Genomic DNA, 19951 nt, shown 5'->3' on the forward strand with positions numbered 1-19951 from the left:
TTCGTATCAGGCGGTTGTGGTGGCGATCAAATCCATCAGGTTGGCGTTGAGCCGCTCTGCGCGAGCGTGAAAAGCGGGCAGGCGCTCCAGCAACTCATGCGGGAGCCGGGCGGCGCCATCTTGGCCGAGCGCCTTCATCAGGCTCGCGTGATAGGCCGGGATCGTGCTCCAGTCCTCGACCGTGGTGGCTTCAATCTCGCAATGATACTGAAAGCCATAAGCGTTACGGCCAACACGGATCGCCTGCACCGGGCAAGCCTCGTTGCCCGCAAGGACCACGGCGCCCGCAGGCGGCTCGCTGACGCCGGCGCCATGCCAGTGAAAGCTCTCCACCGGGTTTGTGAAACCTGCAAGGACGGGATCACGCAACCCCTCCGGCGTCAACATGATAGGTGCGAGCCCCACTTCAGGCCGTTGCATTTTTCCGACCGTGCCGCCAAGTGCGGAGGCGAGCAATTGATGGCCAAGGCAGATGCCGAGATACGGCTTTTCCGCCTCGCGGACCCAATGGCGGATCGCGGCCTTTTCTGAGACGAGCCAGGGAAACCGATCCTCCTGCCAGACGTCCTGCGGGCCGCCCATGACCACCATCAGATCGAATGCGTCGAGCGGCGGAATACTCTCGCCCTCGTCGAGTTGTACCGTGGTGAGGTTGTGTCCGGCCTCGCGCCAGAATTTGCGGAAGATGCCGGGGGTCTCGATAGCAGCGTGCTGAAAGACGAGAATGCGCATGGGCGTCCTTATAGAGAGGCATTGCCCTTATAGAGGGACATTGCACGCGCCGCTGCCGCAATAATGGGCAGCGGTGCGCTGAAATTTTATCCGTTTGCACGCAAGCTTGCCTGATCTTCCACGTGCTGATCATCCGCCGATGAAGCGGCCTCAGCATCACATTCGCTTGTGATGAAAAGATGCGGTGCTGTTATTGCCGTCAGCATGTCTGATCGTGGTATAGCGGTAACGAAAATCGCAGCCTCGCTTTGGATTTCCCAAATCCAACCCTCCCAGCCGCGCCTTGTAGAGCCTTCGCCGAGCTCCGGCGCTGGCTGACCAAGCATGGACGGAGCGTTGCGGTTCGATTTGTTGAACAAAAAAAGGAGAAGAAAATGCGTTGGATGATTGCAGCCGCCACCCTCGTTGCCCTTGTCGGCACGGCCCATGCCGAAGGCGACGTTACCAAGGGCGAGCAGGCATTCAAGGTGTGCATGGCCTGTCACGCGGTCGGCCCCGGCGCCAAGAACAAGGTCGGTCCTGAGCTCAACGGCATCGTCGGGCGTAAGTGGGCCGCAGTCGAAGGTTATAATTACTCAGCCGATCTGACGGCAGGTAAGAACAGCAAGGTTTGGGACGAGGCGACGCTCGACGACTACATCACCAATCCGAAGCACCTTGCGCCGCGCGGCAAGATGGCGTTTCCCGGCATCTCGCAGGCCGGCAAGCGTGCGGACGTGATTGCCTATCTCAAGCAATTCGACGCGAGCGGCAACAAGAAGTAATGCCCGCATGAAGAGAAGGCGGACTTCGCTTTCGCTTTCCGTGATGTGATCAAAACCGGCGCCGTTGGCGCCGGTTTGTTTTTGCGCGTGATGCGCAGCGATAGGGGGCTCGTCACCGGGGCAGGGACGTGAAGTTTGTTTAAGATGCCGCTGTCAAGGCATTCTTCTGGGTCTTTTCTTTTTCACTGGGCCGATGCACCGGCTCGAGCATGCAGTACATGGAGATCACATCAACGATGTGATCTAGCCATTTGCTTTTTACCCTAGTAGCACCAAAATTGCGATTCAGCGCAATCTCGAGCGTGTATTGGTTTGAAAGGACATGATAGCACATCGACGCAAGTGTCAGATACACGTCGGTCGGATCCAGGCCGGGTCTGAAAACTCCTTCCCGTTGCCCTTTTTCCAAAACGAGACCCACCGTATCGATGAGAGGGTAGTACATCTCCCTCGTACGATGTGACTTTCGGATGTATTTGGCGCGATGCTTATTCTCTTCGTTGAGAAGGAGAATGGTGTTGGGATTGCTTTCGAACGCATGGAAAGTATGTCGGATCAGTTGCTCCAGCGCACGGAGAGGATCACTCGCCCTGATAGAAAGGTCTCTTTGATTATCGCGTAATGTTTGATACATGCGTTCGAGAACGGCGATGAAAAGGCCCTCTTTGGACTTGAAGTAATAATAGAGCATGTTCTTGCTGAGCTTGCATCGTGCCGCGATGCGGTCGGTCCGAGCACCGCCAAAACCAAAACGAGCAAACTCATCGGTTGCATATTTCAAGATTTTTTCTCGAGTCCGGACAGGGTCGGCGCTACGGCGTGCCAAGGTTCGTCTCCAGTAAGTTCTTCGAATACGCAGGAGTTCGGAAAAATATCCTGCGACAATGCCGGATGGTGGATGTGGCCGGCCAAGCCGACAGCGGCGGCGTTACCGCTCACAAGCGCTCTTCTAGTGCAGGCAGAAAGCTAATAATAATAGCATGCGAGGTTCCGCTCCGGAAGACGCGGGTTCGTTGGAGATAATGAGGCGCAGCTTCACGGAAGAAGTGTATTTCGATTGTGAATCTATAATTGGGTGTTTGGGTATTTGGGTATTAGTCTAAGTTGTTAGTAAGCCTCATTGACATACGGTTACTACGCCACCCGTGACCCACGAATTGTCGCCAGGAATTCTCGCGATCTGCCGACGTGACACAACTTTCAATAATCGATCCTTTGTCGCTCCTCGGTTTAACTCTCAATCGCCGACCGGGTGCCATCACTGAGAACCTTGTTGTCGTCCATAGTGGCTGTGAAGGCCGGACAATGATCGGTAGCGGAGATGAAGTCGTCCGTCGTAGTTGAGCAATCGCTCTGTTAGGATGGTTTATTGTCTAGCCGATGAGCGACTTTCTTTGTCCTCTGCTTGTGTAGCCGAATGGCGTTGAAGATTCTGCCTCTCCGATTCTCTCCTGGCTGATCGACACGTCGTCTCGGTATTTAATTACTTATTTTTTTGTTCTTTTCCGTGTCATGACAATCACACTGACAAAATAGTCAACACAGATTAGTTGGTTTAGCGACTCTACCAATCCATCTACAGATTGATTGGTTTGAAGCGTAAGCTGCGAAAATACCTATATTTTCTGAAAATAAGACGGCGATCTTCAAGCTGATATTTTCGTCAGTAATGCAGTTGATTGGTCTAGTTGACTGAATAGTCAACGATATCTAGCGTTTCCCTGTTCGTAACTAACGGATGACGCAGGGCGCGCGCAATCCGAGAGGGCGCGAATGTGGCCGAGAGTTCACGAAGGCGTCCGGAAGGCAATCGTAACTGGGAGCCACGGGACTTCGTGAGTGGGCTGACGATCAACCATCAAGCCCGGATGCGATTCCGGGTCTCATCAGGGGGGACAAATGACATTAGGAAGTAAAGTTAGTGCAGCATTGTTCATATCAACAATATGCCTCGGCTCTGCGTTCGCAGCCGACATGCCTGCCAAGGTTAAGCCGGTTGTCACGGTGCCGGAAAATCCATTCTTTCTCGTCAACGATAACCGCCTGAGCTACTCGTACATCTTCAATGGTACGGCTCCAGGCGTCACGGGCAAGACGGCGAAGCAGGTTTACAATTTCACCCACTTCGACGTCTGGGCTTATGGCACGAACTTCTTCTCGATTTCGGTGAACAAGTCCGACCATAACGACCCGGCCGTTGGTGGCACTGCCGGCTCAACAGAGTTCTATGGCATCTTGCGCAGCACCTTTGGTTTCAATCAGATTTTCGACACCAAGGCATTTTCGGTCGGCCCGTTGCGTAACGTGTCGTTCGTCATTGGTGGTGATGCCAACACTCATAACAATGCCGTTCATCCCGCGAAGCGCCTCGGCCTTGCCGGTCTGCAATTCCAGTTCGGCCTGCCGTACAAGGGCTTCCTGAACATCTCACCGATGGTTGCCAAGGAGCTCAACCACAACGCCTTCCTGTCGTGCGCGACACTCGGTGCGCCGCCGTGTCTCGTCGATGGCAACACCCGATACAAGACGTCATGGGCGTTGGAGATCAACTACTACATGGATCTCGGCTTCCTGCCGGATTATCTGCCGATCTCCATCAGCGGTCGTGCGGGCTTCTACGGTCCGAAGGGCAACCAGAACAGCCCGCTTAATACCGGTGTTGCGACTGTCACTGAAATCAACACCGAGCCGGTTCGTCTGACGCTCGATGCCAGTAAGATGATCTGGGGTCCGAAGTACTCGCACTTCACCGACGTCTGGGTGGCTTACCGCTACTGGCAGAACAAGTTCGGTATCGATCATGCGCGGAGCCCAACCTGCACGGGCTTGCGTGCTGGCTCCTGCACCGAGGAGAGCCTCCACGCCGGCATCACGGTCAAGTTCTAAGACTGTCGATCTGACTTAAGTCTCCACCCGGAGCGGATAGGTCCGCTCCGGGTGGATTTTTTTTGGGGAGAAGGATGCGCGGCCTGTAAAGCTGTTGCGCGGTCAGGCGGCGTGGCTGCGGGTTGCGGCCTGATAGAGCGCCCGCGCTCCGGCATCGAGCATGAAGCCAAGAATGCCGATCATCAGCACCGTTGCCATCAGTTCGGAATAGGCAAGGCGGTCGCGGGTATCGAGGATGAAGTAGCCAAGCCCGGCCGAGACGCCGAGCATTTCGCACGGCACCAGTACGATCCAGACAATGCCGATGGCCAACCGCAGGCCGGTCAGTACATGGCCGAGCACGCCCGGGAGAATGACGTGCCACAGCGTTTCCCAGCGGGTGGCCGCGAGGCTATCCGCAAGGCTGAGCCAGCTCGGCTGCAGGCGGCGCACGCCTTCAGCAGTGTTGAGCAGGATCGGCCACACCGCGGCGAAGGCCAGCATGAAATAGATTGGATTGTCGCCCACGCCGAACACCATCACCGCGATCGGCATCCACGACAGCGGCGAGATCATGCGTAGAAACTGAAACGCCGGCGAGGTCGCGATGTTGAGGCGGGCATAGCTGCCGACCGCGAGGCCGAGCGGCACGCCGATCAGCAGGGCGAAGCCAAGGCCGACCAGCACGCGGCGAAGGCTGACCATAATGTGCACCGGCAGATCGGGGCCAGCCAGCATTGCTGCGAGCTTCGGGATCGCTGTGGTCGGTGAGAACTGGCGGATGAAGCCTTCCGATGATGCGAGCACATCCGTGCCGAGCCACCACAGCAGAAGCAGCGTGATGAGGCCGCCGATGCCGAGCAGGCCGCCCATCAGCCCGGGCAGCGTCAATGGCAGCTTGCCGCCACGCCACGCTCCGACGGGTTGCGAAGACGTGGACACGCCCAGGCTGTCGCTCGACCAGCTTGCACTCATGCTTCGACGACCTCGGTTCGGGTAAAGGATTCGGGCAGGCCGAACGCGGCCATGCCACCTGCGGCGATCACTGCCTTTTTGACGAAGGTGTCGTCGACGAGCTCGCGGCCGGCCGCACCCGGATCGATCTTGTCGAGGAAGTCGCGCTCACCTTCGACGAGCGTGGTCCGCAGCCGGCGGATCAGCTCCTCGGTGTAGCTCGGATACGGATAAGGCTGGAAATCAATCCGGCGCTCGCGCCAGTCGGCGTGCCGGATCGCGCCGGCCTTGATGTAGACGGCATCGTCACTTTCCGGCGGCGCCAGCACCTTGCTGAGGACCTGCACGCTGTGCGGCGTGTACTGGTTCGGATTGTCCTTGGAGAGCAGGGCAGCCGTCTCGGCGCGGTTCTCGCGTGTCCAAAGCTGCGCCTTCACCATGGCGTTGACCGCACGCTGTACCCACTCCGGGCGCTGCTGAATATCGCGCTCATGCATGAACACGAGGCAGCAGGCGTGGTCCTTCCAGACGTCGCCGGTAAAGCGCAGGATTTTCCCGACGCCGAGCACTTCGCTTGCGGCGTTGAACGGCTCGGCGACGATGTAGCCGGAGATCTGCTTCGAGGCGAGCGCGGGCACCATGTCGGCCGGTGCCATGACGATGAGGTTGACCTCGTTCGCGGCAGGCGTGCCGGTCTTTTTCGACACCGGCGTCAGCCCGTTCTCACGAAGCAGGATCTGCAGCACGACATTGTGGATCGAATACCAGAACGGAATGGCGACTGTGGTGCCGCCAAGCTCTTTTACGCTGTTGATGTGCGGCAGAACGCTGAGGCCGGAGCCGCTGGTGTGATTCCACGCAACCACCTTGGCCGGCGCCTTGCTGCCGAAGCGCGCCCACACCGTCATCGGGGAGAGCAGATGAACCGCATTGACCTGACCGGAAATGAAAGCTTCCAACACCTGCGCCCAGCTCCGCAGGCGCACAGGCTTCTCGGCCTTGATGCCGGCTTCTTCGAAAAAGCCCTTGCCGTGCGCCACCAGAAGCGGCGTCGCATCGGTGATCGGCAGATAACCGATGCGCAGCGGTGCGTCGGGCTCCTGTGCCCGCGCCTCGTAGGCCTTCAGGAGCGGCAAGGCACCGCCTGCCGTGAGGAGCGCCGAGAGGCGCAGCATCTGACGGCGCGAGACATCATAGCGGGAAAATTCATCGATCGACATAATTAGGTCCTTTAAGTCGTCATCTTGTCGCGCGGTGTTCCCGCGGGACGGTTCAGTGAACGCGCCGTTGCGTGGCCCCGCGCAGTCGCGAGAGAATTTCGACACGAATGGCGCCAAGCTCTGCGATGTAATCCTCGCGCGGCGTCGGCAGGTCGATGCGCCATTCGCCGATGATCCGTGCGGGCGCGCCGCCAAGCAGCAGAATGCGATCGGACACCAGCAGCGCTTCATCGATATCGTGGGTGATGAGGATCGCCGCGGTATGGAAATTGTGCACAACCTTGAGCAGCAGATGCTGCATCTCGGTGCGGGTCACTTCATCGAGCGCGCCGAACGGCTCGTCGAGCAACAGGATTTCCGGGTTGCGTGCGAGGCAGCGCGCGAGCGCGGCGCGTTGCGCCATGCCGCCGGACAATTGTGCCGGGAAGTAACGGCGCGCGTGTGTCAGTCCGACTTCGCGGATTGCAACATCGACGCGGGCCTTGCTTTCCTCTGACGTCAGTTCGGGCTGATGCTTGAAGTTCAATCCGAATGCGACGTTCTTCTCGAGTGACAGCCAGGGCAGGAGGCTCGCATCCTGAAACGCGATGGAGACGCGCGGTGATACGCCCTGCAGCGGCTTGCCGTTCATCATCACTGCGCCGGCGGTCGGCTTCTGCAGGCCGCCCAGGACGCGCAGCAGACTTGATTTGCCGACGCCGCTCGGACCAAGCACGCTGACGGTCTCGCCGGCTTCGAGCGCAAAGTCGAACGTCTCGACCACCGGCTGCGGCTGGCCGGGGTAGCGCAGCACAATCCCGGACGCTTCGAGAAGCGCGGCTTGCTGAGCCGGTGGAGGAGGGGCGAGTTGTGCGGTCGCTGTCATGCGGTGGCGCCGACAGCCGTCGGCAACTCCTGAATGCGAAGCGCGAGTTTCAACTGCACCAGGCTCGGCGTAACGACCGGAATGAAAGCGGCCTCACGCAGCCGCCGCTGGAAGCCCGCGCCGGGTTCGGACAAATAGGCCTTGCCGCCCGAGGCGGACAGTTCGAGCTGCACGGCCTGCACCGCGATCTCGGTGAGGCGAATGCGAAGGCGGAACAGGCTCGCCGGTTGCTCAACAAAGCGCGACCCGTTCAGGCCGTCGTGCATCGCGGTTTCGGCAGCTTTGAGGTCTGCGGTCAGCGCCGCAACCGGTTCGCTCAGAATGTCGCGATCATTCTGTAGCCGGCTGCCTGCTTCCTCGAGCGAGCGACGTGCAAGCCCGATGGCCATCGCACATTGCATCGACAGAAAGGCAGGGCGGACAAACGGCAGCCATTCGGCCACGTTGGGATGGATGATGCGGCTCTCGCTGATATGCGCGCTGTCGATCTTGAGCGCCGCGGTGTTTGAGCCACGCATGGCCATCAGATCGAGATCGGCAGAACGCGAAAGGCCGGCGTCCTTGGACGACAACGTGGCAAGGAAAGCCGGAGCACCGTCCGCGCCTTCGACGGCCATCGCCACATGAAAGCCCGTCGTCGGCAGGTTGGTGACCCAGGGGAGGCGGCCGTCGAGGCGCAGCCGTGCGCCATCGCGCTGTGCCCGTACCGACAGCCCCTCGATGCCCGAGAGGAATTTCATCGCATTCGACAGTCCGGTGGCGCCGCCGACGCGGCCGGCCAGCAGATCTGGCAGCAGCGCTTCGCGCAGAGCCGCGTTCGGGCTTTGCAAGAGATATTCGATGAACGTGCGATGGCCCCAGAACACGAAGCCTGCCGTCAGCGATCGTGCCGAGACTTCGGCGATCGCTGCGGCCGCTTCACCAACATTGCCGCCGCTGCCGCCCCACTGAACCGGCACGCCGATGCGAAACAGGCCGCCTTCCGCGAGCTTCGGCAGAACTGATGCATCAGTGTCGGCCGCGGTATCGAGATGGAAGGCGTTGGCGTCGAGCCACGCACCAAGATCAGAGGTCAGGTATGTCACGGCAATGTCCTCGCTCGTCATTCAGCAGCAATGGCGGCGGTGTTGTTCCAGGCATAGGGCTGGAGCTGCGGATTGAGATCCGGCTGCCCGAGATTGTTTGAGAAGTTGCACAGTGTGGCGAGGCTGACGCCGAGCACCACTTCAAGCGCGTTGGCATCGGAGAACCCGGCATCGCGGAACGCCTTCAACTCGGCATCCTCGACGCGGCCGCGGCTGCGGATCACCGCGCGGGTGAAATCGGCGACGGCATTGAGGCGTGCGTCCGGCCCATGCGAACCATCGCGCAACGCGTTTACGGCCGCCTCATCGAGACCGGCCTTCTTGTAGGCGACGGCGGTGTGGCCAGCGACGCAAAAGCCGCAGCCATGGGTGGCGGCAGCGGTGATCTGTACGGCCTCGCGCTCGGCAAGTGTCAGGCCGCTGCGCGCATTGATGCCGCTGACGGTCTGGTAGGTCTCGAGTGCCACGGGCGCATTGGCGAGAAGCCCGATCAGGTTGGGCAGGAAGCCGTTCGCCTTCTCGGCGTTCTGAACTCTCTCCTTGGCGGCTTCGGGGGCTGTTGCGGCATTAAGAATAGGCAAGCGTGTCATGGTGCGTTCCACTAATAAGCATCGTTCCGGGCGGCCGGTGCAAAGGGCCTCGGCCACCTTTCGGTCGGATGATGAAATTCTGATGTGGGGATCGTGGAACAGGCGTCCAGCGCGGGCAACCCATTCAGAAAAATAACAAAAAATGACCTTCCGCCTCTCGGCAGGGAGAGAAAGTTCCTCTTTTCGCGCGCAAACGAAGAAGATGATTATCCGCCTTGAGGCGATCTCCGGCGTTCATATTAATGTCTACCGGATCCGGGCGTGTGGAAGTGCTTTGGTGGCCCGACGGAGACGTCCCGTCACAACAGGCTAACGAGGCAATCGCGCCACCTAAGACCAAACCGGTCGCGTATCCATGAAAGGCTTGGCTTGCATCTTTTGTGCCGCTTCTGCTGCAGTGAACGGAATGAGCGGACAAATCGAACGATTAAATCGCACGGCGTTGATTTCTCGTTTCACCAAGAGCGAACAGATGCAGGCATTACCGCTGGCTTCGTCATCCAAAGCTTAGAGCTAGCGATAGCGCGCCGCCGATTGATTGCGTAGCGTGCGCGTCTGCATTGAATGTTGCATGTGCTAACACGTGTTGAAGATCTGCAACTGCTTACCGCTCACGCATTCGTGCTTATTTCGAAATGATACGATGTATCAGCTGTTTTTGTAGTTTTCACGATACGAGTGAAACTCATGTAACGCCGCTTTCTGCGATCCATCGTGCGATATTTATGTATTTCGTACAGGCTGACATCTAGTATATCTAGAATATTTCAATTGCATATCGTGACCGACTGACATAACAAAGTCCCCCTACAAGCGCGGAAACACGCGTGAAACTCACAAGGGGGGAATATGAAGTCTCTGACTCTTGCCGGAGCTGGATTGCTCCTGTCGACACTGACCGCCGTTGCCTGGGAACCCACCAAGCCTGTCGAAATCATCGTGCCGTTTGGCCCGGGCGGCGCTTCCGATCAGATGGCTCGCACCATGCAGGCGATCATCCAGAAGCATAATCTTTCCTCGCAATCCTTCATCGTCGTGAACAAGCCGGCTGCCACTGGCGGCGAAGCGATGCTCGACATGAAGAAGTCGAAAGGCGATGCGCACAAGCTGCTGACGACGTCCAGCACGATTTACATGACGCCGCTCGCAACCCGCATTCCTGTGACCTGGCATGATCTCACGCCGGTCGGAATGGTGGCGCAGGATGAGTTTCTCGTCTGGGTCAATCAGGCAGCGCCTTACAAGACGCTGAAGGATCTCGTTGAGGCCGCGAAGGCCGCAAAGCCGCCGTTGAAGATCGGTGGTGGCGGGTCGAAGCGTGAAGACGAACTCATCACCTATGGCATGTGGAAAGAGCTCGGCGCGACCGTCTCCTACATCCCCTACAAGAGCGGCGGCGAAGCTTCGACGCAGCTCGCCGGTGGTCACACCGCTGCGGAAACCAACAATCCCTCAGAGGACGTTGCGAACTGGCGTGCCGGCATGACGCGGCCACTCTGCGTGCTTTCGGAAAAGCGCATCACCTACACCGAAAAGATCACGACCGATCTTGCCTGGAGCGATGTGCCGACCTGTAAGGAGCAGGGGCTTTCCTTCACCTACAACATGCTTCGCGGCCTCTTTATGCCGGGCGGCGTGACCAAGGATCAGCAGGCTTACTTCGTCGATCTTCTGAAGAAGGTCGCGGCAACGCCTGAATGGAAGGAATACCTGCAGCGCAACGCTCTTCTTCCGGATCTGAGAACCGGGAAAGAGTATGTCGACTTCCTCACGGCTGACGAAAGCAAGCACAAGACCTTGATGACCGAAGCCGGGTTCGTCTCGACAAAATAAACGCGGACAGTAGGTAGGCGGCTCATAACGGGCTGCCTGCTTCTGCAAAGTCGCGCGTGATCGGGAATGCTCTTCGAAAGATAGTGGGATGTCAGATCAATCAGACTTGCAGCAAGGCGAGTTCGAACGCGGCTTATCCTATCGAGCTGCGGAATGTGGATGGGCGCTTATCGTCGCGTTTTTCTCCGGGCTCGCGCTCTGGGATAGCTTTGAGCGGGGAGCAGGATGGTCTGGCGGGCCGCAGAGCGGATTCTTTCCGGCGCAGATGGCCGGCATTCTGCTCGTCGCTTCGATATTCATATTCTTTCAGGGGTTGCGTCGACCACCTGGCGTTCTCGTCACGTGGTTGCAGTTGCGTCGCGTCGCGCAGGTGCTGATCCCGCTCACTTTTTACATCCTCGCCATCGAATATGTCGGCGTCTATGTTGCCTCCGCGTTCTTCATCGCAGGATTCATGGTTGCGTTTGGCTCGTTCCGGTGGTGGGCGGTTCTGCTGTCAGGACTCCTCATCCCGCTGGTGACGTTCTGGGTCTTCGAACTGCAGTTCAAGGTGCCGCTCCCGAAGGGGCCGCTTGAAGCCTGGCTGGGATACTGAGGTGAACTGATGGAAAACCTCGAGCTTCTGTTTCATGGCTTCGCGGTTGCGCTGACCTGGCACAACGTTCTGTTTATGATTATCGGCGTTCTGCTTGGTATCGTCGTCGGCGTGCTGCCGGGGCTCGGCGGCCCCAATGGCGTAGCGATCCTGCTGCCGCTGACGTTCGGTATGAATCCGACAACGGCGATCATTCTGCTGACGGCGATTTACTGGGGCGCGCTGTTCGGCGGAGCCATCACTGCCGTTCTTTTCAATATTCCGGGTGAGCCATGGTCGGTCGCAACGACGTTCGACGGCTATCCCATGGCGCAGCAGGGTCGCGCCGGCGAGGCGCTGGCAGCGGCTTTCACGGCATCGTTCATCGGGGCGATCTCGGGCGTCATTCTGATCACGTTCCTCGCACCGATGGTAGCGAAGTTCGCGTTACGGTTCGGTCCCGCAGAATTTTTCGCTGTGTTCCTGCTGACGTTCTGCAGCTTCATTGGCATGGGCAAGGAGAACAAGGCGAAGATCGTTGCTTCGCTTGCAGGCGGCTTTGTGCTGGCCGCCGTCGGCATCGATACGATTTCCGGCGACATGCGAATGACGTTCGATGTTCCGGAACTGATGAACGGATTCGATTTCCTCGTTCTGGTTATCGGCATGTTCGGCATTTCCGAAATTCTGGTCACCCTAGAGGAGGGGCTGGAGTTCAAAGGCAAGCGCGCACGCATCGATATGGCCGTGGTCTTCCATGTCTGGCGTCAGATACCGCGCTATCTAAAGACGCTGGTCCGCTCATCGATCACGGGCATGTGGATGGGCGTGACCCCTGGTGGCGCAGTCGCCGCGTCGTTCATGGGTTACGGTCTTGCGCAACGTTTCTCGAAGAACCGCGATAGCTTCGGCAAGGGCAACATCGAGGGTGTGCTCGCGCCGGAGTCGGCCGCGCATGCCGCCGGCACGTCGGCTTTGCTGCCCATGCTTGCGCTCGGCATTCCCGGGTCTGCGACTGCCGCCGTGTTGCTCGGTGGCCTGATGATCTGGGGCCTGCAGCCGGGGCCACTGCTTTTCGTCGAGCAGAAGGATTTCGTCTGGGGCCTGATCGCCTCAATGTATCTCGGCAATATTACCGGATTGCTGGTCGTTCTCGCCACGGTGCCGCTGTTCGCCGCGATTATGCGCGTACCGTTTGCTCTGATCGCACCTGTCATCCTCATGGTTTGTGCGATCGGTGCGTTTACGGTTGCGAACTCGCGCTTCGACATCTGGTTGATGCTGGTGTTCGGGATCGTTGGCTATGTGCTGAAGAAGCTGGACTATCCGCTTGCTCCGATGGTGCTGGCGCTTGTGCTCGGTGACCGGGCGGAGGATGCTTTCCGTCAGGCCTTGATCGGATCGGCTGGTGACTTGTCGGTGTTCTTCGACAATCCGCTCGTGACCACGCTGGTGGTGCTGTCGTTCGCGCTGCTGTTGTGGGGGCCGATCACCAGCCAGGTACGTCGCCTTTTCGGACGGCCGGCCACGGTGACGGTTGAACCATCGTCCTGATGGTGCGCTTTGCTTGCGCGCTGCGATATCGACTATCGTGAATCGAGGCGCTCGGTGATTTTTCTGAGAGGACAAGAACGCCTGTGTATCAATCTTCGATGTTAGGAAAGCCCGCACGGGACTGGACCCGGCTCGAGCAGAGCTATCGGGGCCGCATGGAGCGCGGCAACGCGATATCCGGGCACAAGATTGTCCCGCATCAGGATGCAGTCGCCTTGATGGAGGCTGTGATCGAACCCGGTGATCGGGTTTGCATCGAAGGCAACAACCAGAAACATGCAGATTTTCTCGCCGCCGAACTCGCCCGCTGTTCGCCGGAGCGGATTCACGGCCTGCACATCGTGCAGTCCAATATCGCGTTGCCGACACATCTCGATGTGTTTGAAAACGGTCTCGCTGAAAAACTCGACTTTTGTTACTCGGGCCCGCAAGGCGTTCGCATCTCGCGCCTTGTGAAAGACGGGCAGGTGAAGGTCGGCGCGATCCACACTTATCTCGAGCTTTATAGCCGCTATTTTTGTGATCTCACGCCGCATGTGAGCTTCATTGCGGCCGATGCTGCCGACCGCGATGGCAATCTCTATACGGGCGTGAATACGGAAGACACACCGGCCATTGTCGAGGCGACGGCGTTCAAGTCCGGTATCCTGATCGCACAGGTCAACCGTATCGTCGATCGCGTGCCGCGGGTTGATGTGCCGGGAGACTGGGTCAGCTATGTGATCGAGTCGCCGAAGCCTTATTACATTGAGCCGATTTTCACCCGCGATCCCGCTGTCATCACGGAAATCCAGATCCTGATGGCGATGATGGTGATCCGCGGCATCTATGAGAAATACGGTGTGACGCGGCTCAATCACGGCATCGGATTCGATACGGCGGCGATTGAGCTGATCCTGCCGACCTATGCTGCGGATCTGGGCCTCAAGGGCAAGATCTGCCGCTATATGTCGGTCAATCCATGTCCGACGCTGATCCCGGCGATCGAGTCCGGTTTTATAGATGGTATCCATTGCGCCGGCTCCGAAGTCGGCATGAGCGATTACGTGGCTGCGCGCTCCGATGTCTTCTTTATCGGCCGGGACGGCTCGATGCGCTCGAACCGGGTGTTCTGCCAGCTTGCCGGCCACTATGCGGATTTGTTTATCGGCTCGACGCTGCAGATCGATCTGGAAGGAAACAGTTCGACGGCAACGCATAACCGCATCACCGGATTTGGCGGAGCGCCGAATTTCGGTTCGGAGTCACGAGGCCGGCGTCATGCGAGCCCCAGTTGGCTGCTGGCGGGGCAGGAGGCATCACGCGACCCGTACCGTATGCCGCGCGGGCGCAAGCTTGTGGTGCAGCTTGTCCAGACGTTCTCCGATCCGACATCGCCGACCTTTGTCGAGCGATTGGATGCATGGACCTTGAAGGACAGCTTCGGTCTGCCGCTGCCGCCGGTCATGGTCTACGGCGACGATCTCACGCACATTGTGACTGAAGAGGGCATTGCCAATCTTCTGCTGTGCGATGATCTTGCCGAGCGTGAGCAGGCCATTCGTGCCGTTGCGGGCTATACACCTGTCGGCCTCGGCCGTGACCGGGCGGTAGTTACGCGATTGCGCGCCAAGGGCGCGGTCGTCTACCCCGAGGACATCGGCGTCGATAAGCGGCTTGCGACCCGCGACCTTCTTGCGGCGCGTTCCATCAAAGACCTCGTGCGTTGGTCTGGCGGTTTGTACGATCCGCCCGCGCGTTTTCGGAATTGGTGATCTCATGGAGCATCTTGAATTTCGCTTTCCGGGGCGGCCCGGCCTTGTCTGGAAGGCCGAAGGCAAACTCGTCGGCGTGGTCGGGTCCGGCAATCTCGAAGTTCTGATCGAGCCGGCCGACCTCAAAGGCGATTGTCTCGCAACCATCTCGACATCGATTGTCGGCTTTGGTGAGACGTGGCGGCAGGTGCTGACGGATTTCATGGAGCGACATACGCTGTCGGACATTCGAATTTCCATCAACGATGGCGGAGCGACGCCGGCAGTGGTCTCATTGCGGCTCGATCAGGCTGTCGCGGATTATCTCGGAGCGGCCCGATGAGCAGGAGCTATCTGGAAGCGAGCGCCCGCAACCGCATCCTGGGTCTGCTCGATCCGGGTAGCTTTGTGGAATTTCTGGGCCCGACCGCACGGGTCACCAGTCCACACCTTCCCGAGTTGGATATGCCGGTTGCCTTCGATGACGGTGTAGCTGTTGGCGAGGGCAAGATCGGTGGCCGTACCGTTCTGATTGCAGCGCAGGAAGGCAAGTTCATGGGCGGCGCCGTCGGCGAAGTGCATGGTGCGAAGCTGACCGGCCTTCTGGAGCGTGCCATCGACATCAAGCCCTCAGCGGTGTTGCTGTTGTTCGACACCGGTGGGGTCCGTTTGCAGGAAGCGAACGCTGGTCTCATTGCGGTCGGTGAAATTCAGCGCGCTGTTCTGGCTGCGCGCCATGCTGGTGTGCCGGTCATCGCGCTTGTTGGGGGACGTAACGGCTGTTACGGCGGAACCTCGATCGTTGCGCGGACCTGCGACTGGATTATCGGGAGTGAAGAGGGACGACTTTCGATCTCCGGCCCGGAAGTGATCGAAACGGTCGAGGGCGCGGAGGAGTTCGACTCGCAGGATCGCGCGCTGGTGTGGCGTACGATGGGTGTCAAGCATCGCCGCCTGATTGGCGATATCGACCGCGTGGTGGCTGACGATATCGACGCGTTCCGCGCAGCCGCACAGGATTATTTTGGGAAATCGCGGCCATTGACGCTTGATGCGCTGAATGCGGAACAGGAATTTCTTGCAAGCCGCCTCAAGCGTTTTGAGGATTGCCGCGATGCGCGGGAGATATGGGCGCGCCTTGGCGTCAACGAGTCGGGCCGCGTGCCGGACCTTAATCCGGATGAGTTCGAAAATCTTGCATCTTCCTGCGCGGTGCGTCGGCCATGAGTGAACAATCCCATCAAAGCCTTGAGCGGCTTTTTTCCGATTTGTTTGGCGACAAGTATGCTATCGAATTTGATGGCTCGTTGCTTCATGGCGAGGCGACGTTCGAAGGCAAGACGATCGCTATTCTCGGGACGCTGGAGCGGGCCTATATCAGTGCCTCCCTTGCGCTCGAGCAGGCGCGCTATGTTCTCGATGTGATGCGGGATCACCCCGGGCGGCCGATCCTTCTCGTCGTCGAGAATAGCGGGCAGAAGCTCAGTCTGTTCGACGAACTGATCGGTAATAACGGATATATCGCGCATCTGTCGACGTGCCTCGATGCGGCGCGGCGGCGTGGGCACACGGTCATCGGCCTTGTGCATGAGCTTGCGATCAGCGGCGGGTTCATGGCGACGGGCATGGCGACCGGCGACTGCTACGCTTGTGAAGGTGCTGAGCTTCGCGTGATGGCGCCGGAGGCGATGAGCCGGATTACGCGTATTCCGCTGGAGCGGCTTGGCGAACTCACGAAGTCCAATCCTATTCTTGGGCCGGGCGTGAAGAATTTTGAGCGCATTGGCGCGATCGCTGGTGTGTGGTCGGGCGATCTGCGTACGCATCTGCGCGAAGCATTGTCCTCGCCTGATCAGGAAGACCCTCGCCGAGCACGTGGTGCGGAGCGAGGTGGGCGGTTGCTCGCTGCCAAGGTTGCTCAGGCGGTGCGCGAAGGACGTGAGCGGTTATGACGGGCCATCCCGGCGAACGCCATGCCTTCGTCTATTGCGCGCCGGAGCGGCTGAGCGATGGAGCGATCCGTACGGCTCATTCGCAGGATATTGCTGTTATCGAAAGCTGGATACGCGCAGGCCGGCCGCTGATCGCCCGTACACGCTCCGATCGGGATGCGGATGGCCTGATTGCGCTTGGTTTGCCGCTGCCGCTCAATCTTGGCAAGAAACGCATTGCACTCACCGTTGAGCCCTCGCTCGTTCAATCTGTCGCGCAGCCGCCGTCCTTGCGCGAAGCTATCGAGACGTTGCCGCCCGAGTGGAGAGCTGGGGTTGACAGGCTGTGTCAGGAATTAACCGAGCACGCAGCGAGCGTGCGCGTGGTTGGCTCGCTTGCCTGGCAATATCTCACCGGCGAGATTTATCTCCATCCGCGGTCTGACCTTGATCTCGTGATCCACCCGACCAGCATGGCCCAATTGCGAGCATTGCTGCAAATTCTCGAAGACAGTGATCTGTCACCGGGTCCGCGCATTGACGGGGAGATCGTTGCGCCGAGCGGTGAAGCTGTCGCATGGCGCGAGCTGTTGAGCTCGAGCAGGGATGTTCTGGTGAAGGATATTCGCGGCCCACGCATTGCGTCTCGCGATATGTGGCTGAGCCCCCTGGAAGGGCGCGTACCATGACCGTCAACGCAACTGTTGAAACCTCGACGTTTGCGCAGACCGTCGACGATCTTGCGATCAAAGCGCTCCACGCCGAGCTCGCCTGTTATCCCAAGCCCGGCCTCGTTAGCTTCCGGGATTGCGGCAGCCATGCCGATATGGATGCTGCGACCTTTCTGGCCAGCATCGATAGCCTTCGCGGCTACTTCAAAGATATGGCCGATGCCGGCCGTCGCGCGGTGGATTTCAAAACGCTCAACCGGATCGGAATGGCCGCCGAGCAGAAAATGTTGGCCGCGACCCAAGGCGTGAATACGCATCGCGGTGCGGTGTTTTCCCTAGGGTTGCTCGCAGCCGCCGCCGGCCATGGGGCGGCACGCGATCAACGCCTGTCAGCAAATTCGGTCTGCCTGCAGGTCGGCAATCTCTGGGGCGCCGAGATGCTCGCCACGAGCTATCAGTGCCGAGGCACGAATGGTGCTCTTGTGCGCGATCGCTACGGTGTTGCCGGTGCACGCGAGCAGGCGGCCGACGGATTTCCGGCGCTGCGTCGGCATTCCTTCCCGGCGTTGCGTGCGGCGCGCGAGGCCGGCTTCGATATCAACTGGGCTGGTGTGCAGTCGTTTTTGACCAGTGTTGCGGTGCTTGACGACAGCAATCTGCTGCATCGTGGGGGCAGGGATGCCCTCGACTTTGCGCAACGTGGCGCAAAAGAAACGCTGCTGCTTGGCGGTGCTTTTACCATGGAAGGCCGGTGTGCGGCGCGGCTTCTTCATAGCGAGTTTGTTGCCGCGTGGCTCAGCCCCGGCGGCTCTGCGGACATGCTGGCCTTGTGCTACTTTCTCCATGATTTCGAGTCGATGTTCGGAGTCTGAGCGGTATGTCGCTTGCGATTCTATGTCCCGGGCAGGGCAGTCAGCATGCGGCCATGTTTCAACGATTGCTTGACGTGGAGCCGGCAAAGCTGATTCTGGCGAAGATCGAGGAACTCACGGGTCTCACCCTGAGCAATCTCGACGATCCGCAGGTTCTCACCGAAAACAGGATCGCACAGGTTCTTGTTGTTGGTCACACGCTCGCACTTTGGTCATCGCTTTCCGACCGTCCGACACATGGGCTGACAGTTGCAGGCTACAGCGTTGGGGATCTTGCGGCGCATGCGCTCGCCGGGGCGATCTCGATCGACGATGCGTTGAAGCTTGCAGATGCTCGGGGGCGTGCAATGGATCGCGCCGCGTCCGAGTGCGGCACGATGCTTGGCATGACGGGGATACGCGGCCTTTCGATTCAGGCGATCCAGGAGATGGCTTCAGATAGCAGTGTCGAGATTGCTCTCGTCAATGGGCGTGATCACGTCGTTGTCGGCGCGCCGGTTGCTGCTTTGGACACGCTGGAAGCGAAAGCCGAGGCTGCCGGCGCGCATATCAAACGTCTCGGGGTGCGAGTTGCTTCTCACACGAGCTACCTTGCTTCGGCTGCAGCGGAATTCGAGACAGTCTTACAGCAATGCGAGTGGCGGCGCCCGTCTCACCGCCTTCTGTCTCCCATCAATGGCGCATCGGTGACGAGCCGCGAGCAAGCGATTTCCAGTCTGGCCCGGCAAATCTGTGTGCACCTCGATTGGGCCAGCACGATGTTGGCGCTCAGTGAATACGGCGTCACTGCAACGCTCGAGTTTGGAGCAGGGAAGGCCCTGACAAAGATCATGGGAGAGGAGATGCCAAGCATCGCCGCCCGTGCAGCAGACGACTTCAAGACCATCGCCGGGTTATCGACCTGGGTCGCCCGCCAATCTTCCTGACCAGCCGTAATTCGTGCGTCGATCGTGCTGGCCTAGCTATGCCAGCAGCGTTGGTAGCTGACATAAAAAACGGCCCGAAACGGAGAGCGTCGTTTCGGGCCGGATGAGGCGAAGCAAAGGTAGGTAGGGTAGTCGTACTTACTCAGGCAGATTGCTTGTTGCGATTGGGGCGCTCCTCCCGCTTCACCTCCGGGAAGAGCCACATTGCGAACACCATGAAGAGGCCGAGGAAGGCGATCAGGTATTGTTCGCGGACATGGCCGATCTGCCCCTGCATATAGAAGGCGACGGCCGCGGTGATCGCTGTGACGATCGATATCATTAGCTTGATGTGGAAAGGCATGGGGTTGCTCCCTGGTCAGTTTTCTATGATGCGAACGGCAGGACGGTGCCGCCGATCTGGCTGAGCGTAACAAGCGCGAGCGCCTGGACGCCGACAAGAACGGCAAGCTGAGTCCGGATGCCGCCGATCGGCCAGCGCCACTCCTCAAAGAGGCCTGGCGCAAACAGGATGATCAGGCCGGTCACCGCCACAAGCGAACTCCATCGCAGTTCGTTGTAGCCGTAGATCCCGGTCCCGATCGCCAGCGCCAGGAGCAGAGCGGCGTTGCCGAGCACGAGGAGCACGGTCAATCCGGAGCGGCGCCGCCCCTCCGGATCGTGGCCGAGCGGGAACATGCCCGTGACGATCAGCAGCGAAATGCCGCAGATCGCCGCGAACAATGTGAACCAGAGCAGAGACAGCCAATTTGGTTCGATCGAACTCATGAGCGTTGTCCTTG

The 19951-nt window shown here is 59.3% G+C and carries 21 protein-coding genes; 12 read left to right on the plus strand and 9 right to left on the minus strand.

What is annotated here, in order from left to right; translation table 11 throughout:
- Window positions 1-6: 6 nt before the first annotated feature.
- Window positions 7-732 (minus strand): type 1 glutamine amidotransferase, encoded by a 726-nt coding sequence (locus OCA5_RS06030; RefSeq protein ID WP_012564022.1) that lies wholly within the window; start codon window positions 730-732, stop codon window positions 7-9.
- A gap of 374 nt (window positions 733-1106) precedes the next feature.
- On the opposite strand from OCA5_RS06030, the gene OCA5_RS06035 reads away from it, so the two are divergent.
- Window positions 1107-1496 carry a c-type cytochrome gene (locus tag OCA5_RS06035; protein ID WP_013912951.1) on the plus strand — a complete coding sequence of 130 codons (390 nt, stop codon included), beginning with the start codon at window positions 1107-1109 and terminating at the stop codon, window positions 1494-1496.
- A gap of 139 nt (window positions 1497-1635) precedes the next feature.
- On the opposite strand, the gene OCA5_RS06040 is transcribed toward OCA5_RS06035, so the two are convergent.
- The gene (locus OCA5_RS06040; RefSeq protein ID WP_012564019.1) at window positions 1636-2322 is read right to left on the minus strand and encodes a TetR/AcrR family transcriptional regulator; all 687 of its coding nucleotides are present in this window, start codon (window positions 2320-2322) and stop codon (window positions 1636-1638) included.
- Between the two features lie 1073 nt (window positions 2323-3395).
- Between OCA5_RS06040 and OCA5_RS06045 the strand changes: the two genes are divergently transcribed.
- Complete coding sequence (locus OCA5_RS06045; RefSeq protein ID WP_013912952.1) at window positions 3396-4382, plus strand: hypothetical protein; 987 nt, start codon at window positions 3396-3398, stop codon at window positions 4380-4382.
- A gap of 102 nt (window positions 4383-4484) precedes the next feature.
- Here OCA5_RS06045 and OCA5_RS06050 read toward each other — a convergent pair whose 3' ends face one another.
- Genes OCA5_RS06050 through OCA5_RS06070 form a run of 5 tightly spaced genes read right to left on the minus strand, consistent with a single transcriptional unit; the run spans window position 4485 to window position 9075 of the window.
- Entirely contained in the window at window positions 4485-5336 is an 852-nt protein-coding gene (locus OCA5_RS06050; protein ID WP_012564016.1) for an ABC transporter permease, read from the minus strand.
- Window positions 5333-6535, minus strand: coding sequence for an ABC transporter substrate-binding protein (locus tag OCA5_RS06055; RefSeq protein ID WP_012564015.1), 1203 nt, complete (start codon window positions 6533-6535; stop codon window positions 5333-5335). The genes OCA5_RS06050 and OCA5_RS06055 overlap by 4 nt, the downstream gene beginning before the upstream one ends.
- 52 nt (window positions 6536-6587) lie before the next feature.
- Window positions 6588-7400, minus strand: a complete 813-nt coding sequence (locus tag OCA5_RS06060; protein ID WP_012564014.1) for an ABC transporter ATP-binding protein — start codon at window positions 7398-7400, stop codon at window positions 6588-6590.
- Window positions 7397-8485 carry an acyl-CoA dehydrogenase family protein gene (locus OCA5_RS06065; RefSeq protein ID WP_244396078.1) on the minus strand — a complete coding sequence of 363 codons (1089 nt, stop codon included), beginning with the start codon at window positions 8483-8485 and terminating at the stop codon, window positions 7397-7399. The genes OCA5_RS06060 and OCA5_RS06065 overlap by 4 nt, the downstream gene beginning before the upstream one ends.
- Window positions 8486-8502: 17 nt before the next feature.
- Window positions 8503-9075, minus strand: a complete 573-nt coding sequence (locus tag OCA5_RS06070; RefSeq protein ID WP_013912953.1) for a carboxymuconolactone decarboxylase family protein — start codon at window positions 9073-9075, stop codon at window positions 8503-8505.
- Window positions 9076-9924: 849 nt separating this feature from the next.
- Here OCA5_RS06070 and OCA5_RS06075 point away from each other — a divergent pair.
- The 10 genes from OCA5_RS06075 to OCA5_RS06120 all read left to right on the plus strand — a co-directional run bounded on the left by OCA5_RS06075 (window position 9925) and on the right by OCA5_RS06120 (window position 19169).
- Entirely contained in the window at window positions 9925-10908 is a 984-nt protein-coding gene (locus OCA5_RS06075; protein WP_012564010.1) for a tripartite tricarboxylate transporter substrate binding protein, read from the plus strand.
- A gap of 106 nt (window positions 10909-11014) precedes the next feature.
- Window positions 11015-11503, plus strand: coding sequence for a tripartite tricarboxylate transporter TctB family protein (locus OCA5_RS06080; RefSeq protein WP_244396077.1), 489 nt, complete (start codon window positions 11015-11017; stop codon window positions 11501-11503).
- 9 nt (window positions 11504-11512) lie between these two features.
- Window positions 11513-13036: a tripartite tricarboxylate transporter permease gene (locus tag OCA5_RS06085; protein WP_012564008.1), complete on the plus strand. Its 1524-nt coding sequence runs from the start codon at window positions 11513-11515 to the stop codon at window positions 13034-13036.
- A 98-nt stretch (window positions 13037-13134) separates the two neighbouring features.
- A complete protein-coding gene (gene mdcA, locus OCA5_RS06090; RefSeq protein ID WP_244396076.1) occupies window positions 13135-14790 on the plus strand; it encodes a malonate decarboxylase subunit alpha in 1656 nt (551 codons plus the stop codon).
- A gap of 4 nt (window positions 14791-14794) precedes the next feature.
- Window positions 14795-15112: a malonate decarboxylase acyl carrier protein gene (mdcC, locus tag OCA5_RS06095; protein WP_012564006.1), complete on the plus strand. Its 318-nt coding sequence runs from the start codon at window positions 14795-14797 to the stop codon at window positions 15110-15112.
- Window positions 15109-15996, plus strand: a complete 888-nt coding sequence (locus tag OCA5_RS06100) for a biotin-independent malonate decarboxylase subunit beta (RefSeq protein WP_012564005.1) — start codon at window positions 15109-15111, stop codon at window positions 15994-15996. The genes mdcC and OCA5_RS06100 overlap by 4 nt, the downstream gene beginning before the upstream one ends.
- Window positions 15993-16721 (plus strand): biotin-independent malonate decarboxylase subunit gamma, encoded by a 729-nt coding sequence (locus tag OCA5_RS06105; protein WP_012564004.1) that lies wholly within the window; start codon window positions 15993-15995, stop codon window positions 16719-16721. The genes OCA5_RS06100 and OCA5_RS06105 overlap by 4 nt, the downstream gene beginning before the upstream one ends.
- Window positions 16718-17389: a malonate decarboxylase holo-[acyl-carrier-protein] synthase gene (mdcG, locus tag OCA5_RS06110; protein ID WP_012564003.1), complete on the plus strand. Its 672-nt coding sequence runs from the start codon at window positions 16718-16720 to the stop codon at window positions 17387-17389. The genes OCA5_RS06105 and mdcG overlap by 4 nt, the downstream gene beginning before the upstream one ends.
- Complete coding sequence (gene mdcB / locus OCA5_RS06115) at window positions 17386-18243, plus strand: triphosphoribosyl-dephospho-CoA synthase MdcB (protein ID WP_012564002.1); 858 nt, start codon at window positions 17386-17388, stop codon at window positions 18241-18243. The genes mdcG and mdcB overlap by 4 nt, the downstream gene beginning before the upstream one ends.
- 5 nt (window positions 18244-18248) lie before the next feature.
- Complete coding sequence (locus OCA5_RS06120) at window positions 18249-19169, plus strand: ACP S-malonyltransferase (RefSeq protein ID WP_012564001.1); 921 nt, start codon at window positions 18249-18251, stop codon at window positions 19167-19169.
- A 142-nt stretch (window positions 19170-19311) separates the two neighbouring features.
- Here the strand turns inward: OCA5_RS06120 and OCA5_RS06125 are convergent, their stop codons facing one another.
- Entirely contained in the window at window positions 19312-19512 is a 201-nt protein-coding gene (locus OCA5_RS06125) for a hypothetical protein (RefSeq protein ID WP_012564000.1), read from the minus strand.
- A gap of 23 nt (window positions 19513-19535) precedes the next feature.
- Window positions 19536-19937 (minus strand): hypothetical protein, encoded by a 402-nt coding sequence (locus OCA5_RS06130; RefSeq protein ID WP_012563999.1) that lies wholly within the window; start codon window positions 19935-19937, stop codon window positions 19536-19538.
- Between the last annotated feature and the right edge of the window lie 14 nt (window positions 19938-19951).

It is taken from the genome of Afipia carboxidovorans OM5, from assembly GCF_000218565.1.
Lineage (GTDB): Bacteria > Pseudomonadota > Alphaproteobacteria > Rhizobiales > Xanthobacteraceae > Afipia > Afipia carboxidovorans.

Coding starts and splice junctions, on each gene's coding strand:
- OCA5_RS06030 (WP_012564022.1), bottom strand. CDS start 732: ATGCGCATTCTCGTCTTTCAGCACGCTGCTATCGAGACCCCCGGCATC.
- OCA5_RS06035 (WP_013912951.1), top strand. CDS start 1,107: ATGCGTTGGATGATTGCAGCCGCCACCCTCGTTGCCCTTGTCGGCACG.
- OCA5_RS06045 (WP_013912952.1), top strand. CDS start 3,396: ATGACATTAGGAAGTAAAGTTAGTGCAGCATTGTTCATATCAACAATA.
- OCA5_RS06050 (WP_012564016.1), bottom strand. CDS start 5,336: ATGAGTGCAAGCTGGTCGAGCGACAGCCTGGGCGTGTCCACGTCTTCG.
- OCA5_RS06055 (WP_012564015.1), bottom strand. CDS start 6,535: ATGTCGATCGATGAATTTTCCCGCTATGATGTCTCGCGCCGTCAGATG.
- OCA5_RS06060 (WP_012564014.1), bottom strand. CDS start 7,400: ATGACAGCGACCGCACAACTCGCCCCTCCTCCACCGGCTCAGCAAGCC.
- OCA5_RS06070 (WP_013912953.1), bottom strand. CDS start 9,075: ATGACACGCTTGCCTATTCTTAATGCCGCAACAGCCCCCGAAGCCGCC.
- OCA5_RS06075 (WP_012564010.1), top strand. CDS start 9,925: ATGAAGTCTCTGACTCTTGCCGGAGCTGGATTGCTCCTGTCGACACTG.
- OCA5_RS06085 (WP_012564008.1), top strand. CDS start 11,513: ATGGAAAACCTCGAGCTTCTGTTTCATGGCTTCGCGGTTGCGCTGACC.
- mdcA (WP_244396076.1), top strand. CDS start 13,135: ATGTTAGGAAAGCCCGCACGGGACTGGACCCGGCTCGAGCAGAGCTAT.
- mdcC (WP_012564006.1), top strand. CDS start 14,795: ATGGAGCATCTTGAATTTCGCTTTCCGGGGCGGCCCGGCCTTGTCTGG.
- OCA5_RS06100 (WP_012564005.1), top strand. CDS start 15,109: ATGAGCAGGAGCTATCTGGAAGCGAGCGCCCGCAACCGCATCCTGGGT.
- OCA5_RS06105 (WP_012564004.1), top strand. CDS start 15,993: ATGAGTGAACAATCCCATCAAAGCCTTGAGCGGCTTTTTTCCGATTTG.
- mdcG (WP_012564003.1), top strand. CDS start 16,718: ATGACGGGCCATCCCGGCGAACGCCATGCCTTCGTCTATTGCGCGCCG.
- mdcB (WP_012564002.1), top strand. CDS start 17,386: ATGACCGTCAACGCAACTGTTGAAACCTCGACGTTTGCGCAGACCGTC.
- OCA5_RS06120 (WP_012564001.1), top strand. CDS start 18,249: ATGTCGCTTGCGATTCTATGTCCCGGGCAGGGCAGTCAGCATGCGGCC.
- OCA5_RS06125 (WP_012564000.1), bottom strand. CDS start 19,512: ATGCCTTTCCACATCAAGCTAATGATATCGATCGTCACAGCGATCACC.
- OCA5_RS06130 (WP_012563999.1), bottom strand. CDS start 19,937: ATGAGTTCGATCGAACCAAATTGGCTGTCTCTGCTCTGGTTCACATTG.